Source organism: Pseudolysinimonas yzui (assembly GCF_014653215.1).
In the GTDB taxonomy this organism is placed as follows: domain Bacteria; phylum Actinomycetota; class Actinomycetes; order Actinomycetales; family Microbacteriaceae; genus Pseudolysinimonas_A; species Pseudolysinimonas_A yzui.
The window spans coordinates 39,325-64,908 of the sequence record NZ_BNAI01000004.1; the positions used below are offsets into that span (position 1 = coordinate 39,325).

26 protein-coding genes and 1 tRNA gene are annotated in these 25,584 nt (G+C 70.4%); 14 read left to right on the forward strand and 13 right to left on the reverse strand.

The features are described from left to right. Positions 1 to 21 precede the first annotated feature (21 nt). A complete protein-coding gene (locus IE173_RS10495; RefSeq protein ID WP_191283446.1) occupies positions 22 to 816 on the forward strand; it encodes a class I SAM-dependent methyltransferase in 795 nt (264 codons plus the stop codon). On the opposite strand, the gene IE173_RS10500 is transcribed toward IE173_RS10495, so the two are convergent. From IE173_RS10500 to IE173_RS10515, 4 genes are all read right to left on the reverse strand, one after another. Next, positions 813 to 1,922: an FUSC family protein gene (locus tag IE173_RS10500; protein WP_191283447.1), complete on the reverse strand. Its 1,110-nt coding sequence runs from the start codon at positions 1,920 to 1,922 to the stop codon at positions 813 to 815. The genes IE173_RS10495 and IE173_RS10500 overlap by 4 nt on opposite strands. Continuing rightward, the gene (gene ygfZ, locus IE173_RS10505) at positions 1,919 to 2,974 is read right to left on the reverse strand and encodes a CAF17-like 4Fe-4S cluster assembly/insertion protein YgfZ (protein WP_191283448.1); all 1,056 of its coding nucleotides are present in this window, start codon (positions 2,972 to 2,974) and stop codon (positions 1,919 to 1,921) included. Before ygfZ ends, IE173_RS10500 begins: the two co-directional genes overlap by 4 nt. Beyond that, positions 2,964 to 3,569: a nitrobindin family protein gene (locus IE173_RS10510; RefSeq protein WP_191283449.1), complete on the reverse strand. Its 606-nt coding sequence runs from the start codon at positions 3,567 to 3,569 to the stop codon at positions 2,964 to 2,966. The genes ygfZ and IE173_RS10510 overlap by 11 nt, the downstream gene beginning before the upstream one ends. A gap of 123 nt (positions 3,570 to 3,692) precedes the next feature. Further along, entirely contained in the window at positions 3,693 to 3,974 is a 282-nt protein-coding gene (locus IE173_RS10515; RefSeq protein ID WP_191283450.1) for a hypothetical protein, read from the reverse strand. Positions 3,975 to 4,029: 55 nt separating this feature from the next. On the opposite strand from IE173_RS10515, the gene IE173_RS10520 reads away from it, so the two are divergent. The 7 genes from IE173_RS10520 to pstB all read left to right on the forward strand — a co-directional run bounded on the left by IE173_RS10520 (position 4,030) and on the right by pstB (position 12,103). Then, positions 4,030 to 4,713, forward strand: a complete 684-nt coding sequence (locus tag IE173_RS10520) for a winged helix-turn-helix domain-containing protein (RefSeq protein WP_191283451.1) — start codon at positions 4,030 to 4,032, stop codon at positions 4,711 to 4,713. A 73-nt stretch (positions 4,714 to 4,786) separates the two neighbouring features. Further along, positions 4,787 to 6,955, forward strand: coding sequence for an RNA degradosome polyphosphate kinase (locus tag IE173_RS10525; protein ID WP_191283452.1), 2,169 nt, complete (start codon positions 4,787 to 4,789; stop codon positions 6,953 to 6,955). Then, positions 6,952 to 7,914 (forward strand): NUDIX hydrolase, encoded by a 963-nt coding sequence (locus IE173_RS10530; protein ID WP_229842049.1) that lies wholly within the window; start codon positions 6,952 to 6,954, stop codon positions 7,912 to 7,914. The genes IE173_RS10525 and IE173_RS10530 overlap by 4 nt, the downstream gene beginning before the upstream one ends. A gap of 159 nt (positions 7,915 to 8,073) precedes the next feature. Then, positions 8,074 to 9,156, forward strand: coding sequence for a phosphate ABC transporter substrate-binding protein PstS (locus IE173_RS10535; protein ID WP_191283453.1), 1,083 nt, complete (start codon positions 8,074 to 8,076; stop codon positions 9,154 to 9,156). Between the two features lie 121 nt (positions 9,157 to 9,277). Continuing rightward, positions 9,278 to 10,213 (forward strand): phosphate ABC transporter permease subunit PstC, encoded by a 936-nt coding sequence (gene pstC, locus IE173_RS10540; protein ID WP_191283454.1) that lies wholly within the window; start codon positions 9,278 to 9,280, stop codon positions 10,211 to 10,213. Next, entirely contained in the window at positions 10,213 to 11,295 is a 1,083-nt protein-coding gene (gene pstA / locus IE173_RS10545) for a phosphate ABC transporter permease PstA (RefSeq protein WP_191283455.1), read from the forward strand. Before pstC ends, pstA begins: the two co-directional genes overlap by 1 nt. A 28-nt stretch (positions 11,296 to 11,323) precedes the next feature. After that, a complete protein-coding gene (gene pstB, locus IE173_RS10550; RefSeq protein ID WP_191283456.1) occupies positions 11,324 to 12,103 on the forward strand; it encodes a phosphate ABC transporter ATP-binding protein PstB in 780 nt (259 codons plus the stop codon). 91 nt (positions 12,104 to 12,194) lie between these two features. Here pstB and IE173_RS10555 read toward each other — a convergent pair whose 3' ends face one another. The 3 genes from IE173_RS10555 to IE173_RS10565 all read right to left on the reverse strand — a co-directional run bounded on the left by IE173_RS10555 (position 12,195) and on the right by IE173_RS10565 (position 15,411). Then, complete coding sequence (locus IE173_RS10555; RefSeq protein ID WP_191283457.1) at positions 12,195 to 12,896, reverse strand: anti-sigma factor; 702 nt, start codon at positions 12,894 to 12,896, stop codon at positions 12,195 to 12,197. Continuing rightward, on the reverse strand, positions 12,893 to 13,477 hold the full coding sequence (gene sigK, locus IE173_RS10560) for an ECF RNA polymerase sigma factor SigK (protein WP_191283620.1): 585 nt from the start codon (positions 13,475 to 13,477) through the stop codon (positions 12,893 to 12,895). Before sigK ends, IE173_RS10555 begins: the two co-directional genes overlap by 4 nt. A 209-nt stretch (positions 13,478 to 13,686) precedes the next feature. After that, positions 13,687 to 15,411: a cytochrome c biogenesis protein DipZ gene (locus IE173_RS10565; protein WP_191283458.1), complete on the reverse strand. Its 1,725-nt coding sequence runs from the start codon at positions 15,409 to 15,411 to the stop codon at positions 13,687 to 13,689. A 144-nt stretch (positions 15,412 to 15,555) separates the two neighbouring features. Between IE173_RS10565 and IE173_RS10570 the strand changes: the two genes are divergently transcribed. Together IE173_RS10570 and IE173_RS10575 are read left to right on the forward strand one after the other, a co-directional pair. Then, complete coding sequence (locus IE173_RS10570; protein ID WP_308433099.1) at positions 15,556 to 16,188, forward strand: fasciclin domain-containing protein; 633 nt, start codon at positions 15,556 to 15,558, stop codon at positions 16,186 to 16,188. Positions 16,189 to 16,246: 58 nt separating this feature from the next. Continuing rightward, positions 16,247 to 16,756, forward strand: coding sequence for a hypothetical protein (locus IE173_RS10575; protein ID WP_191283459.1), 510 nt, complete (start codon positions 16,247 to 16,249; stop codon positions 16,754 to 16,756). A gap of 107 nt (positions 16,757 to 16,863) precedes the next feature. Here the strand turns inward: IE173_RS10575 and IE173_RS10580 are convergent, their stop codons facing one another. Then, a complete protein-coding gene (locus IE173_RS10580) occupies positions 16,864 to 17,511 on the reverse strand; it encodes a DNA-directed RNA polymerase subunit beta (RefSeq protein ID WP_191283460.1) in 648 nt (215 codons plus the stop codon). A 48-nt stretch (positions 17,512 to 17,559) separates the two neighbouring features. Here IE173_RS10580 and IE173_RS10585 point away from each other — a divergent pair, with 48 nt between their 5' ends. Further along, entirely contained in the window at positions 17,560 to 17,889 is a 330-nt protein-coding gene (locus tag IE173_RS10585) for a DUF6907 domain-containing protein (RefSeq protein ID WP_373298468.1), read from the forward strand. Continuing rightward, positions 17,880 to 17,952, forward strand: a tRNA-Lys gene (locus IE173_RS10590). Before IE173_RS10585 ends, IE173_RS10590 begins: the two co-directional genes overlap by 10 nt. 234 nt (positions 17,953 to 18,186) lie before the next feature. Here the strand turns inward: IE173_RS10590 and IE173_RS10595 are convergent. The 3 genes from IE173_RS10595 to IE173_RS10605 are packed head-to-tail and all read right to left on the reverse strand — an operon-like array spanning position 18,187 to position 20,982. Further along, positions 18,187 to 19,260 (reverse strand): VIT1/CCC1 transporter family protein, encoded by a 1,074-nt coding sequence (locus IE173_RS10595; RefSeq protein ID WP_191283462.1) that lies wholly within the window; start codon positions 19,258 to 19,260, stop codon positions 18,187 to 18,189. Continuing rightward, positions 19,260 to 20,201: an aldose 1-epimerase family protein gene (locus IE173_RS10600; protein ID WP_229842050.1), complete on the reverse strand. Its 942-nt coding sequence runs from the start codon at positions 20,199 to 20,201 to the stop codon at positions 19,260 to 19,262. Before IE173_RS10600 ends, IE173_RS10595 begins: the two co-directional genes overlap by 1 nt. Positions 20,202 to 20,211: 10 nt before the next feature. Continuing rightward, positions 20,212 to 20,982, reverse strand: coding sequence for a DeoR/GlpR family DNA-binding transcription regulator (locus tag IE173_RS10605; protein ID WP_191283464.1), 771 nt, complete (start codon positions 20,980 to 20,982; stop codon positions 20,212 to 20,214). 50 nt (positions 20,983 to 21,032) lie between these two features. Between IE173_RS10605 and galT the strand changes: the two genes are divergently transcribed. Beyond that, a complete protein-coding gene (gene galT / locus IE173_RS10610; protein WP_191283465.1) occupies positions 21,033 to 22,157 on the forward strand; it encodes a galactose-1-phosphate uridylyltransferase in 1,125 nt (374 codons plus the stop codon). Then, on the forward strand, positions 22,154 to 23,317 hold the full coding sequence (gene galK / locus IE173_RS10615) for a galactokinase (RefSeq protein WP_191283466.1): 1,164 nt from the start codon (positions 22,154 to 22,156) through the stop codon (positions 23,315 to 23,317). The genes galT and galK overlap by 4 nt, the downstream gene beginning before the upstream one ends. Positions 23,318 to 23,419: 102 nt before the next feature. On the opposite strand, the gene IE173_RS10620 is transcribed toward galK, so the two are convergent. Continuing rightward, a complete protein-coding gene (locus IE173_RS10620; protein WP_191283467.1) occupies positions 23,420 to 24,301 on the reverse strand; it encodes a bifunctional methylenetetrahydrofolate dehydrogenase/methenyltetrahydrofolate cyclohydrolase in 882 nt (293 codons plus the stop codon). Next, complete coding sequence (glyA, locus tag IE173_RS10625; RefSeq protein WP_191283468.1) at positions 24,298 to 25,584, reverse strand: serine hydroxymethyltransferase; 1,287 nt, start codon at positions 25,582 to 25,584, stop codon at positions 24,298 to 24,300. The genes IE173_RS10620 and glyA overlap by 4 nt, the downstream gene beginning before the upstream one ends.

The following is a 25,584-nucleotide window of genomic DNA, read 5'->3' on the forward strand; positions in this document are numbered from 1 at the left end:
TATCGACGGCAGAATCGAGGCATGGATCGTCCCGTCGGCCGCATCACCCGCGGCACGACGAACGTCAACCGGCTGCGTCGCATCGACAGGTGGATCGCGGCGCAGCCGCAGCTCCGCCGCGCCGACGACCCGCTCGTGGTCGACCTCGGCTACGGCGCGAGCGCGACGACGACCCTCGAGCTGCGCGACCGGCTCGCCGCGGTGCGCCCCGACGTGAAGGTGATCGGCATCGAGATCGACCCGGAACGGGTGCGGGTGGCGTCGGCCGCGACGCGCGACGGCGTCGAGTTCCGGCTCGGCGGATTCGAGGTGCCGCTGCCGGAAGGGCGGCGGCCCGCCATCATCCGCGCCCTCAACGTGTTGCGCCAGTACGACGCCTCCGAGGTCGACGCGGCCTGGGCGACGATGTGCGCGCGGCTGCAGCCCGGCGGACTGCTCGTGGAGGGCACCTGCGACGAGATCGGCCGCGTCGCGTCCTGGGTGGGGCTCGCACCCGAAGGCCCGCGCACCTTCACGATCTCGCTGCGGCTCGCCGGCCTCGAGGCCCCGTCGATCGTCGCCGAGCGGCTGCCGAAGGCCCTCATCCACCGCAACGTCACGGGCGAACGCATCCACGATCTGCTCGCCACCCTCGACCGGTTGTGGGCGACCCACGCGCCGCTCGGCGTCTACGGTGCGCGGCAACGCTGGATGGCGGTGGTGGCTTCCTTGCGGCAGGCAGGCTGGCCGGTGCTCGGCACGCGAGCGCGGTGGCGTCTCGGCGAGGTCACCGTCGACTGGGATGCCGTCGCGCCGGGCGGGACCGGAGGCCGCTAGATCGGCGGCAGCAGATCGCGGGCCTCGTCGTGCGGCATGCCCGTCCCGACGAGCAGGTCGACGACGAGGGGACGCAGCAGCAGCAGGGCCGACGCGTCGGCGAGGCCGGCGTCGGGCATCAGCGTCGCCGGGTCGAGGCGCCGGGCGAGGTCGGTCAGCACCGATCGTGAGGCGCCCGCGGCTTGCGGATCCCGTAACTCCTCGCCGAGCATCCGCACCCCGGTCGCGACCGTCGCGAGGGCGTCGGCGAGTCCCGCGCGCGGGATGCCGTCACGCACCAGATAGGTGCACCGACGGGCGATCATGCGCAGATGCCGCGTGGCGAAGTCGACGGCGTCGACCGCTCGGGCGTTCCGTCGCAGCTCGGGGAGTCGGCCACGCAGGAACGGAGAGATGCGCGCCACGGCGATCGCCGTGTCGAGCGACTGCTTCCACGCGTCGAACAGCGGCGCGGCCCGACGCAGGCGGGAGAGCGCGAGTTCGCCCGCCGCCTCGTCGGCGTCGCGCAACGACCGGGCGATCGCCTCGGTCGACTCGGTGATCACCGCGAAGATCGCCTGGCGGTCGCGTGCCGCGGTGCGGCCGGGATCGCGGGGGATCAGGGCGGTGACCAGCAACGCGACGACGCCCGCGATGACGGCGTCGAGAGTGCGTTCGAACGAGCCATCCCCGGCGGGCAACAGCATCACGATCGCCGACGGAATCGCCGACGCGACGGCGAACTGCGGGTTCGGTGAGACGAACCGCCCGACGACGAAGACGACGAGCAGGACGACCGCGAGCTGCCAGACGCCGCGACCGACCAGCAGCGCGATCGCCTCGCTCACCGCGACCCCGACGGCGATCCCGATCAGGCTCTCCGCGACCCGGCGGGGACGGGCGTCGCGGGTGAGTCCGAGTGACGTGATGGTCACCGTCACGGCCAGCATCGGGTACTGGTGGCCGAGCAGCCAGTGGGTGATCGAGTACGCGATCACGACGGCGACGGTGATCTGGATGATCGCGGGCAGCGAGCTCCAGACCCGGTCGCCGCCATCGCGCAGGCGGGTCCGCATCGCGATGCGGCGCTCCAGCCGGCGGAGGCCGCCGTCGTCGGACGCGGTCATCCGTTCCGCCGCACCGCCCCGAGCCGCGGGATGCGCGGCACGTCGGCTTCGGCGCCCGCGTCGGTCGGCACGATGACCTCCTGAGTCGCGGCGACCGCGCCCTCCGAGCCGACGACCGTCAGCGTCGCCGCCGGATCGGTTGCCCGCCGCACGACGGCGAGCGCGATCGGGCCGAGCTCGTAATGGGTGGCGGCGGCGGTGACCCGGCCGACGACCGTCTCACCCGACCGCACCTCGTCTCCGGCGGAGATCGCGATGTTGTCCGACCCGTCGAGGTGGAGCAGCACCAGGCGACGCGGGGGGTGCCCCAGGTTGTGCACCTTGGCGACCGTCTCCTGGCCCCGGTAGCAGCCCTTCTCGAGATGCACGGCCGAGCGCATCCAGTCGAACTCGTGCGGAATCGCGGTGGCGTCGAGTTCGGTGGCGGCACGCGGGCGCCACGCGGCGATGCGCAGCGCTTCGAGGGCGAGGATGCCGGCGGCCGGCCGGTCGGCGAGCGCAGCGAGACCGGCTCGGGGCACGAGCGTCTCGGAGTACGTCCAGCCCACTCCGGGATGCTCGGCGACGGTCGCGTACTGGTGACCGCCGGCGACGACCGCGGCCCACGGGTCGTGCCAGGTCACCCCCTCGACGGGTGCCCCGAGGCTGCCGATCGTCGCGAACTCCGCCGACCGGTCGGCCACCTCGACGCGCAGCATGAACCGCATCCGGTCGAGGAACGAGGCCATCCCCGCCCCGGTGCCGGCATCCATCAGCAACCAGGTGGTCTCACCGTCGTCGACGACGCGCACGGCGTACTCGATGCGCCCGCTCGGGTCGAGCAAGAGCGCCTCGGCCGACTCCCCGGGGGCGAGGCGGGCGAGGCTCTGCGACAGCAGCGAGTCGAGCCAGGTGAGGCGGTCGGGGCCGGTGACGGTGACGACATCCCGGTCGGAGAGGTCGACGATCGCCGCGCCGGCGGCGAGTTCGCGCTGCTCGGCGAGCGGCGACCCGTAGTGCTGCGGCGGGTCGCCGACGGCTTCCGGCCGCTGAGAGAAGGGATCAGTCGACACGAGCGAGCCTCCCTGAGGCGTGGGTACGCAGGTCTTGTCCGAGCGCGGCGATGTCCCACGCCCAGAGCAGGTGCTCGTCGACGAGGCCGTACAGCCGGGTCGCGGCCGCGTATTCCTTCGCCGATGCGGACCGCACGACGGCATCGGTGCCGAGATCGATGCGCGGGCCGGCGACCGTGCCGAGATACAACTCGCTCACGCCTCCGGGCTGCAGGATCGCGACCTCGATGTCGAACGACCCCGCCGGGTTGCGGAGCGTCTCGACGGCGTCGGCGGAAGTGAAGACCGGCTCGCCGACGCCGGGGAGCATCCCGGGGCCCGGGTCGGCAGCGCCGAGCGGACGACTCAGCCGCCAGTACCCCAGTTCCGAGAACAGCACGCGGTGGTCGTCGGCGTCGCCCCCGAGCAGCCAGGTCGTGCAGGCGTATTGCACGTGCGACCCGCCCTCCTGGGTGAAGGCGACCCGCTGACCGAACTCGTGCTCGCGCAGGCCGTCGCCGACCCGATAGGCGATCACGCCCGTGCCCTCCCAGACGCCGAGCAGCCAGGACAGCGGCATGATCTCCGCCGGCAGGGAAGCGTCGATGTCGAACATCGCAGCTCCCGTCGGTCTAGCGCTGGCCGCGGAAGAGGTTGTAGACGACCACCAGCGACACGAAGCCGATCGCGAGCACCGCGAGCCCGAGAAGCCCGATGAAGAACAGTTCCAGGGCGAGCATCATGCGACAAGCCTATCGAGGGATGCGGGGTGGAGCAGGATGAGTACCACCGTCGTGAGCGCGAGGATGACGAGCACCCCGCCGACGCTCGCGATGATGCGGTTGACGAGACCCTCTTTGCGCTGCAGCGACAGCTGGATGACGAACGTCAGCAGCACGGTTCCGGCCGCGACGACGGGAATCCAGGTGAGGAACTGCTGGCCCGCGAACATCCCCACGGCCACGCCACCGGCGAGCGCGACGAGCCATACCGGCGGGACGCTGCGCGAGTAGGCGGACACGAGTCAATCGTAGGTGTCCGTACACTGTCGGGTAGGCGTTTTGGAGGACTCGCGCGTGGCCCAGTTGCTCATCTTGACCTCAGCGGTCGACGGTGAGGTTCTGCCCGCCCTCGGACTGCTCTCTCACCGCACCCGTTCGATCCCCGCCGAGCCGGCTTCGCTCATCAACGCGCCCACCGCCGACCTCATCTTCGTCGACGCCCGGCAAGACCTGGCGAGCGCGAAGTCGCTGTGCAAGATCCTCAACACCACGGGGGTCACGGTGCCGCTCGTGCTCGTGCTGACCGAAGGCGGGCTGACCGCCGTCTCCGCCGACTGGGGCGTCGACGACGTCATCCTGGAATCCGCGGGACCGGCCGAAGTGGATGCCCGCGTGCGGCTCGTCATCGGACGGCTCGCGATGGAGAAGACCGGCTCGAAGATCCAGGCGTCGGGTGTCGTCATCGACGAGGCGTCCTACTCGGCGAAGGTGCACGGTCGCCCGCTCGACCTCACCTTCAAGGAGTTCGAGCTGCTGCGCTTCTTCGCGACGCACCCGTCGCGCGTCTTCACCCGCGAGCAGCTGCTGAGCGAGGTCTGGGGCTACGACTACTTCGGTGGCACCCGCACTGTCGATGTGCACGTGCGGCGCTTGCGCGCGAAGCTCGGAGACCTCGAGTCGCTCATCGGCACGGTGCGCAACGTCGGCTACCGCTTCAACGTCTACGAAGACGAAGACCGGCTCGCCCCCGTCTCCTGATCGGACACCCGCTCGTCCTGAGCCCGACGAAGGGTTCATCCGCCGTTCACACGGGGCCTGGAATGATGGGCGGATGGAGGACAGCCCCCTCGGCGATGCCACGATCGCCGCCGACCTGCTCGACGACTACGACGCCGAGCCGGTCTTCATCGACGACAGCGAACTTCCCGGCGACCGGTTCCTCGATCGGGAACTGTCCTGGCTCGCCTTCAATCTGCGGGTGCTCGAGCTCGCCGAGGACGACACGCTGCCGCTGCTGGAACGTGCGAACTTCCTCGCCATCTTCGCCAGCAACCTCGACGAGTTCTTCATGGTGCGCGTCGCGGGTCTCAAGCGCCGCATCGCGACCGGGATCGCGGTGCCGACCAATATCGGGCGCGCGCCGCTCGACGTGCTCGCCGACATCAGTGCGCGAGCCCACGAGCTGCAGGAGCGCCACGCGCATGCCTTCCAGGGGTTGAAGCCGGCGCTCGATGAGGCCGGCATCCACATCGAGCACTGGACCGATCTCGACGAACGGGATCGCGTCGCCCTCGACGAGGTCTTCTCGGGGCAGATCTTCCCGGTGCTGATGCCGCTCGCGGTCGACCCGGCGCACCCGTTCCCCTACATCTCCGGTCTGTCGCTCAATCTCTCGATCCGGGTGCGCAACCCCAAGACCGGCAAGGAGGAGTTCGCACGCCTCAAGGTGCCGACGAATCTGCCGCGGTTCGTGAAGCTGCCCGACCACGGCTCGGGCGTGCTGCGCTTCATCCCGCTCGAAGACCTCATCTCCAACCACCTCGAGGAGCTGTTCCCCGGCATGGAGGTGCTCGAGCACCACGAGTTCCGGGTGACCCGCAACGAAGACGTCGAGGTCGAAGAGGACGACGCCGAGAACCTCATCAACGCCCTCGAGAAGGAGCTGCAGCGCCGCCGGTTCGGCCCGCCGATCCGCCTCGAGATCACCGACGACATGGATGACGTCACCCTCGGCCTGCTGATGTCGGAGCTGCAGATCACCGAGCAGGAGGCCTACCGGCTTCCCGCGCCGCTCGACCTCTCCGGCCTGTTCGAGGTCACGCGCATCGACAAGCCGGCGCTCAAGTACCCCCGGCACGTGCCGACGACGAGTGTCAACCTGCTGCCCACGGAACCCAACGAGCGACCGGATGTCTTCGCCTCGATCGCCCGCGGAGACATCCTGCTCCACCACCCCTACGAGTCGTTCGCGACGAGCGTGCAGGCGTTCATCGAGCAGGCCGCCGCCGACCCGCAGGTGCTCGCCATCAAGCAGACCCTGTACCGCACGAGCGGTGACAGCCCGATCGTCGAGGCCCTCATCGACGCGGCCGAGGCCGGCAAGGCGGTGCTCGCCCTCGTCGAGATCAAGGCACGGTTCGACGAGCAGGCCAACATCGGCTGGGCCCGCAAGCTCGAGAAGGCCGGCGTGCACGTCGTCTACGGCCTGGTCGGGCTCAAGACCCACAGCAAACTCGCGCTCGTCATCCGCCAGGAGGGCGGCCGGCTGCGGCACTACAGCCACATCGGAACCGGCAACTACAACCCGAAGACGAGCCGCATCTACGAAGACCTCGGGCTGCTGACCGCCGACGACATCGTCGGCAAGGATCTCACCCGGCTGTTCAACGAGCTCTCCGGCTACGCGATCGAGAAGAAGTTCAAGCGACTGCTCGTCGCGCCGCGCTACCTGCGCAAGGGGCTGCTCAAGCAGATCGCCCGCGAAGCCGAGAACGCGCACGCGGGCCGCTCGAGCGGCATCCGCATCAAGGTCAACTCGATGGTCGACGAGGCCGTGATCGACGGCCTGTACCGGGCGAGTCAGGCCGGTGTTCCGGTGGACATCTGGGTGCGCGGCATCTGTTCGCTCACCCCCGGCGTCGAGGGGCTCAGCGAGAACATCCGGGTGCGCAGCATCCTCGGTCGCTACCTCGAGCACTCCCGCATCTTCCGGTTCGAGAACGACGGCGACCCGCAGGTGTTCATCGGCAGCGCCGACATGATGCACCGCAACCTCGACCGGCGCGTCGAGGCACTCATCCGGCTCACCCGGCCCGAGCACCTCGACGAGTTGCAGCAGTTGTTCGACCTCGCGATGTCCGACGGGACCTCGGCGTGGTGGCTCGGGTCCGACGGCGAGTGGCGCCGCCACGATCGGGATGACGCGGGCGAGCCGCTCGTCGACCTCCAGAATGAACTCATGAGACAGATCGGGGCACGCAAGCGCGGTGCCGGGCGGTGACGCTGCGCGAGGCTCAGCGCGGCGTCGAGCCGGTGCTGGCCGCGGGAGCGGTGTGCTGGAAGGTGACCCCGAAGGGGAAGCTGCGCATCCTCGTCGTGCACCGCACCCAGCACAAGGACACCTCGCTGCCGAAAGGCAAGCTCGACCCGGGTGAGACGCTGCCCGAGACGGCGGTGCGCGAGATCGCCGAGGAGACCGGCCTCATCGTCGGGCTCGGCGCGCCGCTCGGCATCGTCGAGTACCTGATGCCCAACGGGCGCGAGAAGAAGGTCTACTACTGGGCGGCCGAGGTCGAGCCGCTCGCGATCGCCAACTCGACGTTCGTCTCGAACGACGAAATCGAAGAGCTCACCTGGATGAGCCTGAAGAAGGCCCGCAAGCGCCTCAGCTTCCCGGCCGACCTCGACATCGTCGAACGCTTCGCCGAGCTCCACGCGCAGGGGCGGGCTCGCACTTTTGCGATCATCGCCCTGCGCCATGGCAAGGCCACTCCGCCGCAGGACTGGCCCGGGCCCGACGCGACCCGGCCGCTGCTGCCCCGGGGCGAGGTGCAGTCGCTCAGCGTCGCGCCCGGCATCGCCGCATTCCGCCCGGTGAAGCTCATCTCGTCGACGGCGGTGCGCTGCACCACCACGATCGCTCCGACCGCCCGCATCACCGGGCTGCCGGTCGCCCAGAAAGACGAGATCAGCCAGGATGCCCACACCTCGCGCGGCGAGGCGGTGCGGGGGGTCGTCGCGACGCGTCTCGAGAAGCGGGTGACGACGGTGCTGTGCAGCCACGGCCCCGTGCTGCCGCAGATCATCGACGCGGTGGCCCGGGCGACCCGCACGCCCGACAGCGCGCGGCTGCAGCGCGCCGCCGCGCTCTCGACCGGCGAGTACGCGGTGCTGCACGTTCCCGTCGACGCTCCCGAGAGCGGACTGGTCGCTGTCGAGATTCACGGCCCGGCGGTCTAAGGTCTCACCCGATCGCTCGCACGAGCGCGACGGTCGTTCGCGAGTCGTTAACCTCCCGTTCACCATCCGCCCGAAGGGTGGACACGAGGCGTTCCTACCTTCATCCTCGGGCCCGCCTGGGCCCGTCCTGAAAAGACATCCATTCCCGAAGGGAACACAGTGAACATCAAGCGCTCTGGCGGCATCGCCGCCATCGCCCTGGTCGGGGCCATCGCCCTGGCTTCCTGCGCCGCGAACGAAGGCGGTGGGACCGAGGCCCCCAGCGACCTCAGCGGCACCCTCGTCGGCGCCGGTTCGTCGGCCGTCGGCGCGGCCCAGGAGACCTGGATCGCCGAGTTCCAGACCGCGAACCCCGAGGTCACCATCACCTACGACCCCGCCGGCTCCGGCGCCGGCCGCGAGACCTTCCTCGCCGGCGGCAGCGACTTCGCGGGCACCGACCGTGCGTTCAAGGACGAGGAGCTCGCCGCGGGCGGCTTCGCCTCCTGCGCCGCCGACTCGGGCATCGTGCAGCTTCCGCTGTACATCTCGCCGATCGCCGTGATCTTCAACGTCGAGGGCGTCGACACGCTCAACCTCGACGCGGACACCATCGCGGGCATCTTCGCCGGCACGATCACCAACTGGACCGACGAGGCGATCACCTCGCAGAACGAGGGTGTCGAGCTGCCCGACCTGGCGATCACGCCGGTTCACCGCTCCGACGACTCGGGCACGACCGAGAACTTCACCGACTACCTCGCTCAGGCCGCGCCTGAGGTGTGGACCTACGAGGCCGACGGCGTCTGGCCGATCAGCTCCGGTGAGGCCGCTCAGGGCACCTCGGGTGTCGTCGACGCGGTCACCAACGGCACGGGCACCATCGGCTACGCCGACGCCTCGCGCGCCGGTGGCCTGGGTACCGTCGCGGTGCTCATCGGCGAGGACTACGTGCCGTACTCGGCCGAGGCCGCTGCCGCCGTCGTGGACGCGTCGCCGTTCGTCGAGGGTCGCCCCGAATTCGACCTGTCGCTCGAGCTCGACCGTACCCCCGACAGCGAGGCCTACCCGATCGTCCTGGTCGCGTACCTCGTCGGCTGCGAGACCTACCTGGACGCCGCTCAGGCCGAACTGGTGAAGGCGTACTTCACCTACATGGCCAGCCCCGAGGGCCAGGCCGCGGCCAGTGAGGGCGCCGGTTCGGCCCCGATCTCGGACGCGCTCTTCGAGCGCGTGACCGCCGCGATCGAGGTCATCGGCTAAGTCGCTTCACCCTGACGGGCTGCGTCGTGAGCGCCTGCTGGCGCTCCACGGCGCAGCCCGTCAGACTTGGGCCCAGCGCCCTTCGTTCCAGCCTCCTCATGAGAACGGTCCTCCTCCCCACATGACGACAGTCCGCACGATCAAGGCGAAGCAGCGCCCCGGTGACCGGGTCTTCTCGGCCAGCACGACGATTGCCGGATGCATCATCCTGGCCGCCTTGGCCGCCGTCGCCGTCTTCCTCCTCGCGGAGAGCGTCCCGGCCGTCGTCTCCGGCCCCGATGAGCTCCGCGACGGTGCCGACACCTTCTGGGCCTACGTCGCACCGCTCGCCTTCGGCACCCTCTGGGCGGCCCTGATCGCCCTCGTGATCGCCTTCCCCATCTCGATCGGCATCGCGCTCTTCATCTCGCACTACGCGCCCCGCCGGATCGCCCAGGGGCTCGGCTACATCGTCGACCTGCTGGCCGCCGTTCCCTCCGTCGTCTTCGGGCTCTGGGGCATCAAGGTGCTCGCCCCGCTGGTCACGCCCTTCTACCAGGAACTCACCACCAATCTCGGGTGGATCCCGCTGTTCTCGCCGCCGGCCTCCGGCACGGGCCGCACCGTCCTGACGGTCGGCATCGTGCTCGCGGTGATGATCATCCCGATCATCACCGCCATCTCGCGCGAGATCTTCCTGCAGACCCCGGTGCTCCACGAGGAGGCGGCGCTCGCCCTCGGCGCGACCCGCTGGGAGATGATCAGCATGGCGGTCATCCCGTTCGCCCGCCCCGGCATCATCTCCGCCGCCATGCTCGGCCTGGGCCGGGCCCTCGGCGAGACCATGGTCGTGGCGATGGTGCTCTCCCCCGCCGTCGTCATCTCGTTCGTGCTGACCGGGTCGAGCAACCCGGCGACGATCGCCGGCAACATCGCCCTCAACTTCCCTGACGCCTACGGCGTCCAGGTCAACGCCCTCATCGCCAGCGGCCTCGTGCTCTTCGTGATCACCCTCGTGATCAACTCGGTCGCCCGCATCGTCGTCAACCGCCGCAAGGCGTTCTCGGGAGCGAACTGATGACCACGTCCGCCACGACCGGCATCGCGAACTCGCTCACCACGGGCCGGCTTCCCAAGTGGGCGCCGTGGGGCCTGCTCGCCGGAAGCTGGGCTGTCGCCGCTGTCATCGTCGCGCTCACGCAGGCCGCCGGCGAGCCGGCGGACTTCAACATCGTCGCCGCGATCTTCTTCGGCACGATCCTGTTCGACATCGCGATCGTCGTGCTCTCGGCCCTCATCGAAGGGTCGCGCCAGGCCCGCGACCGGCTCGTCACCTCGCTCGTCGTCACGGCCTTCGTCGTCGCTCTGCTTCCGCTGGTCTCGCTGCTCTTCACCGTCGTCGTGAACGGCCTGGCCCGGTTCGACCTGGAGTTCTTCAGCAGTTCGATGCGCAACGTCGTCGGCGAGGGCGGCGGCGGGTTGCACGCCATCATGGGAACGCTGTTGATCACCGGCATGGCGGCGATCATCTCGATCCCGGTCGGCCTGCTGACCGCGATCTACCTCGTCGAGTACGGCCGGGGACGCCTCGCCGCGGCGATCACGTTCTTCGTCGACGTCATGACCGGCATCCCCTCGATCGTCGCCGGCCTGTTCGCCTTCGCCCTGTTCGCCCTCCTCTTCGACGACCCCGGCATCCGGTTCGGTTTCGGCGGCTCCGTCGCCCTGTCGTTGCTGATGATCCCGGTCGTCGTGCGCTCCAGCGAAGAGATGCTGAAGATCGTTCCCAACGAGCTGCGCGAGGCCTCGTACGCGCTCGGCGTGCCGAAATGGCTGACGATCGTGAAGGTCGTCATCCCGACCGCGATCGCCGGGATCGCCACCGGCGTCACGCTCTCGATCTCGCGCGTCATCGGCGAGACCGCACCGCTGCTGATCGTCGCGGGCTTCACGACGAGCATGAACTACGACCTGTTCGCCGGGCGGATGATGACGCTGCCGGTGTTCGTCTACAACCAGTACGCCAACCCGGGCACCGACGTGCAGGTCTATCTCGACCGCGCGTGGACCGGAGCGCTCACCCTCATCCTCATCGTGATGGCCCTCAACCTCATCGCGCGTCTCGTCGCGAAGATCTTCTCGCCCAAGCTCGGTCGCTGAACCCCGACCCGAAGAACCAAGGAGCACCGTGTCCAAGCGCATCGAAGTCCGCGACCTCAACGTCTACTACGGCAAGTTCAAGGCCGTCGAAGACGTGTCGCTGACGATCGAACCCCGCACCGTGACCGCGTTCATCGGCCCGTCCGGGTGCGGCAAGTCGACCTTCCTGCGCACCCTCAACCGCATGCACGAGGTCATCCCGGGTGCCTACGTCGAGGGCGAGGTGCTGATCGACGGCGACAACCTGTACGGGCCGGGCGTCGACCCGGTGCTCGTGCGCCGCCAGGTGGGGATGGTGTTCCAGCGGCCGAACCCCTTCCCGACGATGTCGATCCGCGACAACGTGCTCGCCGGCGTGAAACTCAACAACCGGTCGATCTCGAAGGGCGACGCCGACGCCCTCGTCGAGGGCTCGCTGCAGGGCGCCAACCTGTGGAACGAGGTCAAGGATCGCCTCGACAAGCCCGGGTCGAGCCTCTCCGGCGGCCAGCAGCAGCGACTCTGCATCGCGCGGGCGATCGCGGTGAAGCCCGACGTCATCCTCATGGACGAGCCGTGCTCGGCCCTCGACCCGATCTCGACGCTTGCGATCGAAGACCTCATCGAGGAGCTCAAGCAGGAGTACACGATCGTGATCGTGACCCACAACATGCAGCAGGCCTCGCGGGTGAGCGACCGCACCGCGTTCTTCAACATCGCCGGAACCGGCAAGCCGGGCAAGCTCATCGAGTACGACGACACCACGACGATCTTCAGCAAGCCGAGCGTGCAGGCGACGGAAGACTACGTCTCGGGCAAGTTCGGCTGATCCCCGCCGACGTGACGAAGGCCCGCTCCGGTAACCAGCCGGGCGGGCCTTCGCTCTTACCCGGCGGGATCAGGGACGCCGGGGGCCTGTGTCAAGCGGTGGGGATGACCACGATCGGGGTGGTCGTCGGAGTCTCGGATCCGCCTGCCGGTTCGATCGTGATCCCGATCGTGTCGCCGGCATCCATCGCTCCGGCGAGGGCGACGCTGAGCGCGCCTCCGTTGGGCTGGAACGTGGCGTCCGGTTCGGCCCGGCCGGTCTCGTCGATGAGCCACGCCTGGTAGGTGTGGCCCGCGGGCGCGGCCTCCATGCCGTCGATGATCAGCGCGGCGCGCTCGAGCGACGCCGACCAGACCGCGGTGACGCTCGCCCCGCCCTCCATCTCGTAGACGACGCGCTCGTAGTCCGCCGCCGCGGTGATCTGCTCGACCGCCGTCGGCTCTCGGGTGAGGTTGATCGCGACCGTAGCGCCACCCACCGCGATGACCACGGCCGCAGCGGCCCCGAACAGCACCGCGACGGGGCGGGCGAACCACGGCCCCCGCGTCACGTTCGACGCCTGCGGAGTCTGCTCGACCGCGCTCAGGAGCCGGGCTCGCAACGACGCGGCGGGTTCCACCGGTTCGACGGCGAGGCCGAGCATCGCCGTCGTCTCGGAGAACTCGCGCACCTCGGCCGCAAGCCGCGGGGAGCGCGGCAGCTCCTGCTCGAGATCGCGGCGTTCGGCTGCGGTGAGCGCGCCCGCCGCGTAGGACGCGGCACGAGTGCTGGCGTCGTCTCGACGGTCGGTCATGAGGTCACCCCCAGTTCGTCGCGCAGGCGGATCATGCCGTCACGCAGTCGGGTCTTCACGGTTCCCAGCGGAATGGCGAGGATCTCGGCCATCTCGCTGTGACTGTATCCGCCGTAGTAGGCGAGGATCACGGCTTCGCGCTGAACGGGCGTGAGGCGGCTCATCGCGCGTTTGACGCGCTCGTTCTCGACACGGATCTCCACGGTCTCCACGACCCCGTCGAAGTCGAGCTCCATGTCGCGGATGCCGATCCTGAGGTCGCGCTCGTGGCTCTTCTGGGAGGCCCGGATGCGGTCGACCGCCCGCCGGTGCGTCATCGTGAGCACCCACGCCATCCCGCTCCCGCGGTTGGCGTCGAACCGGGTCGCCTGCTGCCAGATCTCGAGGAAGACCTCCTGAGTGACCTCCTCCGACTGGGCGCGATCTCGGAGCAGCCGGGTGACGAGACCCATCACCCGGGGGGAGATGCGGTCGTAGAGTTCGGCGAAGGCCGCGCGATCACCGTCCGCGACCGCACGGAGGAGGCTCTCGATCGAGAGGTCCTGGGCGGCATCGGCGACGGGCACGCCGCCCAGTCTCATGGTTTCGGGGCGATTCGACCGCGTGACAGCCCGGGCACGGCGTCGGTCGTCCGCGGCGTCGGCGATCGAGAGCACAGCACCCACGGCGGATTCCCTTCGGATCGGAGCGGAGATCGGGCGCCGGGGAGCGGTGTCTGGGACGGTCGCGAAACCCACCGCACCCCGGTCAGCAGTGATTCGGTACCACCTCCCGAGCGGATTGGACTCGATCATCCGAAGGTGAAGGAGTACACGGTGACGCCCGCCGGCACCGTGAGATCGACCTGTCCGGTCTGCGACCCGGTGACGTCGAGCAGCCGATACGAGTCGGGCGACCCGGCGACATCGACCTCGACCCGCTCGCCGTCGACGAGGGCGATCACCGTGCCCGTTCCGCCGAGCACCACGCGCACCTCCTGGGTCGCGGTGTAGGCGAGGCGCACTCGCGCCTCGCCGGCGGTCGGGGTCGCCCCCTGGAAGTCGATGGTCCAGTCGCCGTCGAGGGCGAAGGTGTCGCGGTCGAGGCTCGTCGGGTACTCGTAGGACCCCGGCCCGGTCGTGTAACGCTCGTCGCCGCCGAAGTTCACCACCTTGCCGGCGCTCAGGTAGGTCTCCGGTGTGGTCGCGCCGACCTCCGGGGTCTCGTCGGTCAGATCCGTCGCGCCGGGAAGAACGACATCCGGGTCGGCATCCCGCAGCAGTTCGCGGATGAGCCGCTCGGTGTCGTCGTAGCCGCCTTCGCCGAACTTGATGTGCCGCACGACACCCTGGGCGTCGATCAGGTAGGTCGCGGGCCAGTAGCGATTGCGGTAGTTCGTCCAGGTCGACAGGTTGTTGTCCATCGCGACGGGGTACTCGATGCCGAAGTTCGCGATCCCCTGCTCGACGTTGCGCTGCTCCTTCTCGAACGCGTACTCGGGCGAGTGGATGCCGATGACCTGCAGGCCCGCATCCCGGTAGGCCTCGTCCCACGCGGTGACGTGCGGCAGCGAGCGCTGGCAGTTGATGCAGGCGTAGGTCCAGAAGTCGATGAGCACCACCTGTCCGCGCAGGTCGTCGAGGTCGACGCCGGCGCCGCCCGGGGTGTTGAGCCACGCGGTGATGCCTCGGATGTCGGGTGCCGTGCCGCAGCTCTCGAGCTCGGTGCCGCCGTTGCTGCACTGGTCGAGATCCTTGTTCTGCTCGTTGACGAGGCCCCCCAGGTCGAGGGCATCCTGCACCTGATCGGATTCCGCGAGCTGCTCCTGGATGCCGCCCGTGTAGTCGGGGATGAGTCGCTGGAGCAGGGCGGGCAGGTTGAAGACGAGGCCGATGGCGAGCGCCAGCATCGTCACGCCCCCGATGACGCGGATGACCCCCTGTCGGCGGCGGAACGCCTTGATGCGCTCCGCGACGCCGCGCCCGGCGAGCGCGAAGACGAGCAACGGCACGGAGGTGCCGATCGCGAACGACGCCGTCAACGCCACCGTGTCGACCCCGATCCGGCCCGTCGACCCGGCGACGGTGATCGCGGCGAGCACCGGGCCCGCGCAGGGCACGAAGACGGCTCCCAGCGCGAGCCCGAGCAGGAAGCCGTTGCGGTCGGGGCTGACGTACTTCTGCGGGATCTTCGAGAACGGCAGCTCGAGCAGGTGCTGGAACCTCGGCACGATGAGCCCGATCCCGATGAGGGTGAGCACGACGATGCCGGCCCAGCGCAAGACGTCCTGGGGCAGCCCGAGCAGGGCGAGCAGCAGCGACCCCACGAGGGTCACCACGCTGAAGCTCAGCGCGAGCCCCGCGATCACCAGGAACGGGCGCCACCGCGATGGGCGCCTGACCTCGCCGCTCTCCCCATTGCGGGCGCTCGCGGCCCCGCCCGACAGGAAGATGACGGGCAGTACCGGGAGGATGCACGGCGAGATGCCGGTGATGAGCCCGCCGAGCAGCCCGATGAGGATGAGCGTGATGTCCATGATCCGGTGTTCGGAACCGCGCCCGGTTCGGACGGGACGCGAATCCCGACCCATCCCCTTGGCGAGGTGCTCCGAACCACCGGTGAAGCGGCCGCCACGGGGGTGGCCGCGGGGGATCTGGGCCCCTTCGACGAAGGGAAGATCATGCACATCACAACCCGTGTGGCCGGCATCGCGATGGTTGCGGCGCTCGGCCTCGGCCTCGCAGCCTGTTCGCCGATGACGGCCGCTCCCGAGGAGGACACCTCGGCGGCACCGACCGAAGAGACGATGGATCCGGCGTTCGACAACCTCGTCGGCGACGGGTGCGCCGCCTACGCCGAGGCCGTTCCGGACGGCGGCGGCTCGATCGTCGGCATGTCGCAGGACCCCGTGGCGGTGGCCGCATCCAACAACCCGCTGCTGACCACCCTCGTCGCGGCGGTGTCGGGCCAGCTCAACGCCGACGTCGACCTCGTCGACACGCTCAACGGCTCCGAGTTCACGGTCTTCGCGCCGGTCGACGAGGCCTTCGCCAAGCTCGACCCGGCCACCGTAGAAGCGCTCAAGCTGCCCGAGAACGCCGCGCTGCTGGCGAGCATCCTGACGTACCACGTGGTGCCCGGCCAGATCCTGCCGTCGAACATCGTCGGCATGCAGACGACCGTGCAGGGCGGCACCGTCGAGGTGACCGGATCGGGCGACGACCTGCAGGTGAACGGCGCGACCGTGATCTGCGGCGGCGTCGCGACCGCCAACGCGACCGTCTACCTGATCGACACGGTGCTGATGCCGTAAGACGTCATGCCTCTGAACGGGCATGGCCCCGAAGGACCCCATGCGGCAGACTCGCCGCATGGGGTTCTTCGACGATCTGGCCGACGGGATCAGCGGGCTCATCTTCGACGCGAAGATCGAGGACGGCGTGCGCGGCACGGCGCAGGTGGTGGCCGCATCCGGCTACTACGGTCACGCGCTCTACCAGAACTGTCAGCTCGAGGTCGTCGTGGAGGCCCCCGGCATCCCGGCGACGGCCGCGACCGTGAACGCCGTAGTGAGTCGAGACACCTGGCCGCAGCCGGGGCAGGTGCTTCCGGCGCTGATCGAGCGGGCGAACCCGCGCGAGGTGCAGATCCTCTGGGACGAGTTGCCGAAGACGGGGGATGTCGCGAAGGCGCAGGCCGAAGCACTCGCCGCCGTCAAGCGCGGGGAGACCCCCGCACCGGGCACCCCGATGCCGTACGGGCCGGGGTCGACGGTGAAGGTCGTCGGCGACGTCTCGCAGATCACGCCCGCGCAGCGCGAGAAGCTCAAAGCCCTGGGCATCGACCTCGACGCCCTCCTGAGCCCACCGACGATCCCCTAGCGGCGGGTGCCAGGCCGCAGAAACGCCTCTCGGCGCAAGGCCGCTCGAAGCGGCGAATATTGGAGCCCGGGGTTTACTGCGGCCCGGCCGGGACAGTCTAGCTCGGGCTATTCGAGGGCGCCGTCGCGCGCCAGCCGGGCGCACGCCGAGAGCTCGTCGGCCGTCGTCGTGAGCCGCAGAGCGCGGGTCGTGAGCTCCGACGCCCGATCGGGGCTGGCGGCATCCTGGTCGTCGGCGACGCTCGACGCGCCCGCCGCGGTCACCCGGCAGAACGCCGCCGCCCGGTCGAGCGCGAGCGGGAAGTCGCCCTCGAAGACGCCCCGCAGGATGCGGTCGGCCAGGTCGGTGACCTCGTCGGGTCCCGCGGGGATGGGCGCCCCGGCCACCACGGGATCGATCGTGGGCAGCACCTCGGTGCCGCGCTGGAAGAGCAGGCTCACGCCCGCCGGATCCTGGTGGATGAGCAGCCGCACCAGGTAGAGCCGCCACAGCGCGCCGGGCAGGGTGTGCGGCCCGGAGCGCGCCCACAGTTCGGCGAGCGCATCCAGCCCGTGCTCGTCGGTGTACCGCACCAGCCGGTCGACGACCTCGGGATCGCCCGCGTCGCGCGCGCGGGAGAGCAGCGCCCGGGCCGACTCGTGGGCGACCCGCAGCACACGTGCCGGGTCGTCGCCGCCTTCGAGCCCGTCGAACTTCGCGCCGCTGAACAACGTCGGCTTGTGGAACTCGCCCCGCTTGCTGAAGTCGTCTGGCACCCCACCACGCTACGCGGGGTCGGGCGCGTGTCGGTCATCTGCTCTACCGTGCGAACCCCGATCGAGAGGCGAGAACCGATGATCCAGTGCCCGACGTGGTGCGTTGCCGACCACGCCCAGGACCTCGTGGGTGCCCGCGTGCATCGCGGTGTGACCCACGAGGTCGCTGTCGTCCTCGAGGGACGCGGCACGGGCGGGCCGCGGCGGGCCGAACTGCTCGTCGAGGTCTCGCGCCTGCACGAGGAAGTCGCGGTGTGGATCTACCTGGGCGACGGGTGGACCGGGTTCTCGCTGTCGCTCGAGTCGGCGACCCGGCTCAGCGCCGCCGTGACCTCGGCGCTCCGCGCCGCCGGTACGCTTGAGAGTACGGGCCTGTAGCTCAGTTGGCAGAGCATCGGACTTTTAATCCGCGGGTCGTGGGTTCGAGCCCCACCGGGCCCACTCGCGATTCCGGCCGGCGAGATCAGAACAGCGATGGGCCGCCGCACCCGGTCTCCCGCGTGCGACGGCCCGTCGATTTCCTCTGCTGAGCCCCCCGACTCAGGAGCGGACGTCAGCGTTGTCGCCCAGCCCCCGGAGCGACTCTGACCCGCCTGGTTGGGAGATCCCCAACGTGATCAGTGTGGCAATCGCGAGTACCGCTCGGTTAGGTACAAGGTCCCGCCTCGTTTCGGATCAGCCGAGCACCGTTCCGAACAGCAGGCCGAGCAGGTAGGTGACGGCGGCGGCGCCGAGGCCGATCGCGAGTTGCCGCAGCGCACGGCGCAGCAGCGACCCCCCGGAGAGCAGCCCGACGATCGCTCCGGTCGCGAGCAGCGCGACCCCCACCGAGGCCGACGCGACCACGACCGCGACGAAGCCCTCCGCCCCGACGAGGTACGGGATGACCGGGATGACGGCGCCCGCGGCGAAGAACAGGAAACTCGACAGAGCCGCCGCCCACGCCGAGCCGATCCCGTCGTGGTCATCGACGGGCACCGCCTCGTGGCTTCCGGCGTCGTCGAGGTGGAGGGTGGCGAACACCTGCTCGGCGTGCCGCGCGGCCTCGTCGGGGTCCATCCCGCGCGCGCGGTAGACCAGGGTGAGCTCGTTGGCGTCGACATCGAGGTCGGGCAGCGCGCGATGCGATTCCGGGTCGGGTCGGGATGCCTCGAGCAGCTCGCGCTGCGACCGCACCGAGATGAACTCGCCCGCGCCCATCGAGAGGGAGCCCGCGAGCAGACCGGCGATGCCCGTCACGAGCACCGTCTGCGGCGGGAGCCCGGTCGCGCCGACCCCGAGCACGAGGGCGAGGTTCGAGACGAGACCGTCGTTGATGCCGAAGACGGCGGCCCGGAGGCTTCCGGCGAGCCGACGACGGCCCCGGGCTGCGAGGCCGCGCAGCACCTCGCCGTGGATCCGCTCGTCGGCCGCCATCGCATCCGTCGCGTCGGCGTCGGCGTCGTACGGCGAGCGGCCTTCGGCGCGCTGCGCGAGGGCGAGCACGAACAACGACCCGAAGCGGCGGGCGAACTGGATGAGCAGCCGGCTTCCGAGGCTCGGCCCGCCCGGGTCTCGGGCGTCGTCGCCGAGCAATCCCACCCAGTGGGCCTCGTGCCGCTGCTCGGCGTCGGCGAGTCCGAGCAGGATGTCGCGTTCCTCGCCGGTGTAGCGGTCGGCGAGTTCACGGTAGAGGGCCGCCTCCGCCCGTTCGTCGGCGAGGTAGCGGCGCCACCGGCGCGTGCGGGCGCGCTCGTGACCGCCGGCCATCAGACCGTCCCGACGGATCCCACCGCACCGGGCGTGTACCGCAGCCCCCACGATCCTTCCGACGACTCCCCCGGCTCGAGCCAGATGAGACCCTGCCCCGAGTTGAGGGCGTCGGGCGGAGCGGTCATCGGCTCGACCGCGACCGCCAGGCCGGGCACGCCCTTGCGCGGGAACTTCGGGGTCGTGAAGACCTGGAGGTACCCCCAGTCGACGTCTTGCACCAGCTCGACCGTCGACCCGTCGGGGGCGGAGAGCCAGGCACTCGCGCCATCCCGGTGGGTGACACCCCCGAAGGCGGTGTCGTAGTCGAGATCGCCGACGCGAAGGCCGCCACGGGCGTCGAAGCGGGTGCCGTCGACCGGTCGCTCGGCGATGGGGTTGAGTCGATCGTCGACGTCGAAGTAGGTCGCCGCGGCGATCGTCAGCACGAGGTCGTCCACCGGGTGGTCGCCGACCCGCAGGAACGGATGCGTTCCCACCGCGTACGGCGCGCGCCGGTCGCCGAGGTTGGTGACGCCGTGGGTGACGGTGAGCCCGTCGCCGCGCGCCTCGTACCGCACCCAGGTGTCGAGCAGGAACGGCCAGCCGTGCTGCGGAGCGATGAGGGCGCCCAAGGTGACCGCGTCGCTCGTCTGCTCGCGTACCTCGTAGTCGGCGTACCGCAGCAGCCCGTGCAGCGCGTTTCCGCGATCGCGCTCGGTGAGGTCGAGCTGCTGCGCCTCGCCGTCGAGACTCCACACCCCGTCGCGCACCCGGTTCGGCCACGGCGCGAGCACGATCCCATTGCCGAAGGGCGGCGCTCCGGTGCCGTCGGTGGTCTCCGTGATCGCGACACCTCCGACGGTGAGCGACCGCAGCACCGCCGCGACGGTGCCGATCTCGGCGCGGGCGCCGTCCGACTCGATGACAAGGTGGCGGCCGGCGGCGTCGACGTGATTCACGACGGCCAGCCTAGGCCGCGACGACGAGACGTGTCGCGGGCGGCACGACGACGGCATCCGCTTCCGGCCCCGCGGTGACCACCGTGCCGAAGTCGGCGAGGGGAGCCACGGCGCTCAGGTCGCGTCGACCGAACTTCGAGGTGTCGGCGACGAGCACGCTCGACGACGACGCAGCGATCATCGCGCGCTTCACGGCGGCCTCCGGCAGGTTCACGTTGGTGACCCGGCCCTCGGCGACGCCCGTGCAGCCGAGGATGGCGAGGTCGGCGTGCAACCCCCGCAGGGTGTCGGCCGCGATCGTGTCGACGAGCGAGTGCTGCAGCGGGCGCAGGATGCCCCCGGTGACGATGACGGTGAACCGCGGGATCGCCGCCTCGAGGGTGTGCGCGATCGAGAGGCCGTTGGTGATGACGACGACGTCGCTCAGGTCGGTGCGGGCGACCAGCGCCGTCGCGACCGCGTGGGTGGTCGACCCGACGTCGAGCATGACGCTCGATCCGCTCGTGACGAGTCGCGCGGCCGCGACTCCGATCGCCCGCTTGAGTCCGGCATCCCGCTCGGCCGTCGCTTCGACGGGGGCCTCGCGCACCGACTCCGCCGCGACGGCTCCGCCGTGCACCCTCCGGGCGATTCCGCGCGCGGCGAGCACGCCGAGGTCGCTGCGCACGGTCACCTCGCTGACGCCGAGCCGGGCGCTCGCCTCGGCCACGGCGACGAACCCCTGTTCGGCGAGCAGGCGGCCGAGGGCGGCCCGCCGGGCCTCGGCGTCGAGCAGTTCCATGCTTCGATTCCTTTCGGATGCGAAAGGGTTACTTTCGCTATCGTAATCGCATGCCCGGAGTCCCGAATCACGGAGTCGTGAAACACACCGCGCAGCTCGCCGACGGTCGCGACTTGTTCTACTTCGACGATGCCGACACCGCCCTCGGCCCGGAACGCCGCGTCGACGCGCGCGTTCTCGACCCGCGCCCGGTCACCGCGACGATGCGCCAGGACGTGCTCACCGGCGACTGGATCACCGTGGCCGCCGCACGCCAGAACCGCGTCTTCCTACCCCCCGCCGACCAGGACCCGCTCGCGCCGCAGACCCCCGCGAACCCCTCCGAGATCCCGGATGTCTACGACGTCGCCGTCTTCGAGAACCGCTCGCCCTCCTTCGGCCCGGCCCTGGCATCCGACGCCGACGACCCGCCCCGCGGGCTCGACGATCTCGCCGACCTCGGCCTCGGCCGCACCCGCACCTCCGTCGGACGCTGCGAGGTGGTGTGCTTCAGCCCCGAACACGAAGGGTCGTTCGGCACGCAGACCGAGAGTCGTGCCCGCACCGTCATCGAGGCCTGGGCCGACCGCACCGCGGCGCTCTCGGCGATGCCGGGCATCGAGCAGGTGTTCCCGTTCGAGAACCGCGGCGAGGCGATCGGGGTGACGCTTCCGCATCCGCACGGCCAGATCTACGCCTACCCGTACGTCACGCCGCGGACCACGCGGATGCTCGACGCCGCCGACCGGCTCGGGTCGGGGATGTTCGAGGACATCCTGCAGTTCGAGCGGGCGTCGGAGCGCGTCGTGCTGACCGGGGAGCACTGGACCGCGTACGTGCCCTTCGCGGCCCGCTGGCCGATCGAGGTGCACCTCGTGCCGCACCGCCACGTGCCCGACTTCGCCGCCACCGACGAGGAGCAGCGCGCCGAACTCGCACCGCTGTACCTGCGGCTGCTGCGCGGCATCGACGCCCTCTACGACTCCCCCACCCCGTACATCGCCGCCTGGCACCAGGCCCCGGTGAACGTGGGGCGCCAGGCGGTGCGCCTGCATCTGCAGTTGACCTCGCCGAGGCGCGCCGTCGACCGGCTCAAATACCTCGCCGGGTCGGAGGCGGCCATGGGAGCCTGGGTCGGCGACATCCCGCCCGAGACGGCGGCAGCGAACATCCGAAAGGCCATCGAATCGGTATGAGCGACCTGCGTGACGACGTGCGCACCCTGTTCACCCAGATCACCGGACGCGCACCGGACGGTCTGTGGTCGGCGCCTGGCCGCGTCAACCTGATCGGCGAGCACACCGACTACAACGACGGCTTCGTGCTGCCGTTCGCGATCGACCGGCGCACGATCGTCGCGGCGGGAGCTCGCGAGGATGCCGTGCTGCGGGTCGCGAGCACCTTCTCCGACGACGCCGTCGAGATCCCCCTCGGCGACCTCGAGGGAGCGCGCGGCCGCGCCGGCTGGGCCGACTATCCGCTCGGCGTCGCCTGGGCCCTCGGCCGCTCGGGCGCCGACCTGGCCGCGGTTCCGGGGGTCGACCTCGTGATCGACTCCAACGTTCCGGTCGGTGCGGGCCTGTCATCGTCGGCGGCCATCGAGTGCGCCGTCGCCCTCGCGCTCGACGACCTGTGGCGTCTCGGCCTCGCGCGACCCGCCCTCGCCCGCGCCGGGCAGCTCGCCGAGAACGAGTTCGTCGGCGCTCCGACCGGCATCATGGACCAGTCGGCGTCGCTGCTCGGCCAGGCCGACGCCGCCGTGTTCCTCGACTGCCGCACCCTCGACGCCGAGATCGTTCCGCTCGGCTTCGCCGCGGCGGGGCTCACGTTGCTCGTCATGGACACGGGCGTCTCGCACTCGCACGCCACCGGCGGCTACGGCGAACGCCGCGCGTCGTGCGAGGCCGGGGCGGCCGCACTCGGCGTGCCCGCGCTGCGCGACCTCACGGTCGACGACCTCGCGCGCGCCCGCGACCTGCTCGACGACGTCACCTTCCGCCGCGTGCGGCACGTCGTCACCGAGAATCAGCGGGTGCTGGATGTCGTGCGCACCCTGCGCACGGAGGGCGCGGCGGGGATCGGGGAGCTGCTCGACGCCTCGCACGTGTCGATGCGCGACGACTTCGAGATCTCGGTGCCCGAACTCGACCTCGCCGTCGAGACCGCCCGCGAGCACGGCGCACTCGGCGCCCGGATGACCGGCGGCGGGTTCGGCGGGGCCGCGATCGCCCTCGCCCCGCTCGACGCGGTGTCGCGCATCCAGGTCGCCGTCGACGGCGCCTTCGCCGAACACGGCTTCGCCGCCCCCGAGGTCTACCCCGTGCGCCCCTCCGCCGGGGCCGCCCGCGACGCCTGACCCATCGCTGGTCGAGTAGCCGCCGGAGGCGGCGTGTCGAGACCCCGCGCCCGGTCTCGACACGCGACCCGCCGGGTCGCTACTCGACCACCGAGGGTGCGCTCAGGCGGACTGGCGCTCGGCGGCGTCGACGACGTTGGAGAGCAGCAGGGCGCGGGTCATCGGGCCGACGCCGCCGGGGTTGGGCGAGAGCCAGCCCGCGACCTCCTTCGCCGCCGGGTCGACGTCGCCGTGTAGGCGCGCCTTGCCGGAGTCGGTCATGCCCACCCGGGTGACCCCGACATCCAGCACTGCGGCGCCGGGTTTGATCCACTCGGCCTTCACGAAGTGCGGCACCCCGATCGCGGCGACGACGATGTCGGCGCGGCGCACCTCGGTCGGCAGGTCGACGGTGCGGGAATGGGTGAGGGTCACGGTCGCGTCGATGCCCTTGCGGGTGAAGACGAGCCCGAGCGGGCGGCCGACGGTGAGCCCGCGGCCGACGATCACGACGTGCTTGCCGGCGATCGGAACGTCATGGCGACGCAGCAGCTCGACGACCCCCGCGGGGGTGCAGGGCAGCGGCGAGTGCAGGTCGCCTTCGACGCCGAGCACGAGGCGCCCGAGGTTGGTCGGGTGCAGGCCGTCGGCGTCTTTCGCGGGGTCGATGAGTTCGAGGATCGCGTTCTCGTCGATGCCCTTCGGCAGCGGCAGCTGCACGATGTAGCCGGTCACCGACGGGTCGGCGTTGAGCCCGGCGACCGCCGAACGCACCTCGGCCTCGGAAGCCGTGGCCGGCAGTTCGACGGGGATCGAGCGGATGCCGACCTCGGCGCAGTCGCGGTGTTTGCTCGACACGTACGAGATCGAGCCGGGGTCTTCCCCGACCAGCAGGGTGCCGAGGCCGGGGACGATCCCCCGGGCGGCGAGGGCCTCGATGCGTTCCCGCAGTTCGTTCTTGATGGCGGTCGCCGTGGCGACGCCGTCGAGTGTGATGGCTGTCATCGCCAGCTCCCGGGGCTCGTCAGGCCGGGGTAGAGCGGGAAGGCCGAGGCGAGGGCTTCGACACGCGCGCGCAGAGCCGGCAGGTCAGGGTCGGCTTTCAGGGTAGCCGCGATGATCTCGGCGACCTCGGCGAATTCCGTGTCCTGGAAACCGCGGGTGGCCAGGGCCGGCGTTCCGATGCGGATGCCGGACGTCACCATCGGCGGGCGGGGGTCGTTCGGCACCGAGTTCTTGTTCACCGTGATGCCCACCTCGTGCAGCAGGTTCTCGGCATCCTGACCGGTGAGCTGCGAGTTGCGCAGGTCGACGAGCACCAGGTGCACGTCGGTTCCGCCGGAGAGCACCGAGATGCCGCGCTCGGCCACATCGGCCCGCGTCAACCGCTCGGCGAGGAGCTGGGCGCCGCTGATGGTGGCCTTCTGCCGCTCGACGAATTCGGGCTCCATCGCGAGCTTGAACGCCGTCGCCTTCGCCGCGATGACGTGCATGAGCGGGCCGCCCTGCTGACCCGGGAAGACGTTGGTGTTCATCTTCTTCGCGATGTCGGGGTCGTTGGTGAGGATGAAGCCCGAGCGGGGCCCGCCGATCGTCTTGTGCACCGTCGACGACACGATGTGGGCGTGGGGCACCGGGCTCGGATGCAGCCCCGCGGCGACGAGCCCGGCGAAGTGCGCCATGTCGACCCACAGTTTCGCCCCGACCTCGTCGGCGATCGCGCGGAACGCCGCGAAGTCGAGCTGACGCGGATACGCCGACCACCCGGCGATGATGACCTTCGGCTGCACCTCGAGCGCCCGCTGGCGCACGACATCCATATCGATGCGCATCGTGTCGAGGTCGAGGCCGTAGGCGTGCGCCTCGTACAACTTGCCCGAGAAGTTGAGTCGCATGCCGTGGGTGAGGTGGCCGCCCTGCGCGAGCTCCAGACCGAGGATGCGGTCGCCGGGTTCGGCGATCGTCGACAGCACCGCGACGTTGGCCGACGCGCCGGAGTGCGGCTGCACGTTGGCGTACGCCGCACCGAACAGCTTCTTCGCGCGCTCGATCGCGAGCGTCTCGACGACGTCGACGAACTCGCAGCCGCCGTAGTAGCGCTTGCCGGGATAGCCCTCCGCGTACTTGTTGGTGAGCACCGAGCCCTGAGCCTCGAGCACCGCGCGGGGCACGAAGTTCTCGCTCGCGATCATCTCGAGGGTCGAGCGCTGACGGTTCAGCTCGGCTTCAAGGGCGGCGGCGACCTCGGGGTCGACCTCGCTCAGTGGCGCGGTGAAAGTTGACGACAT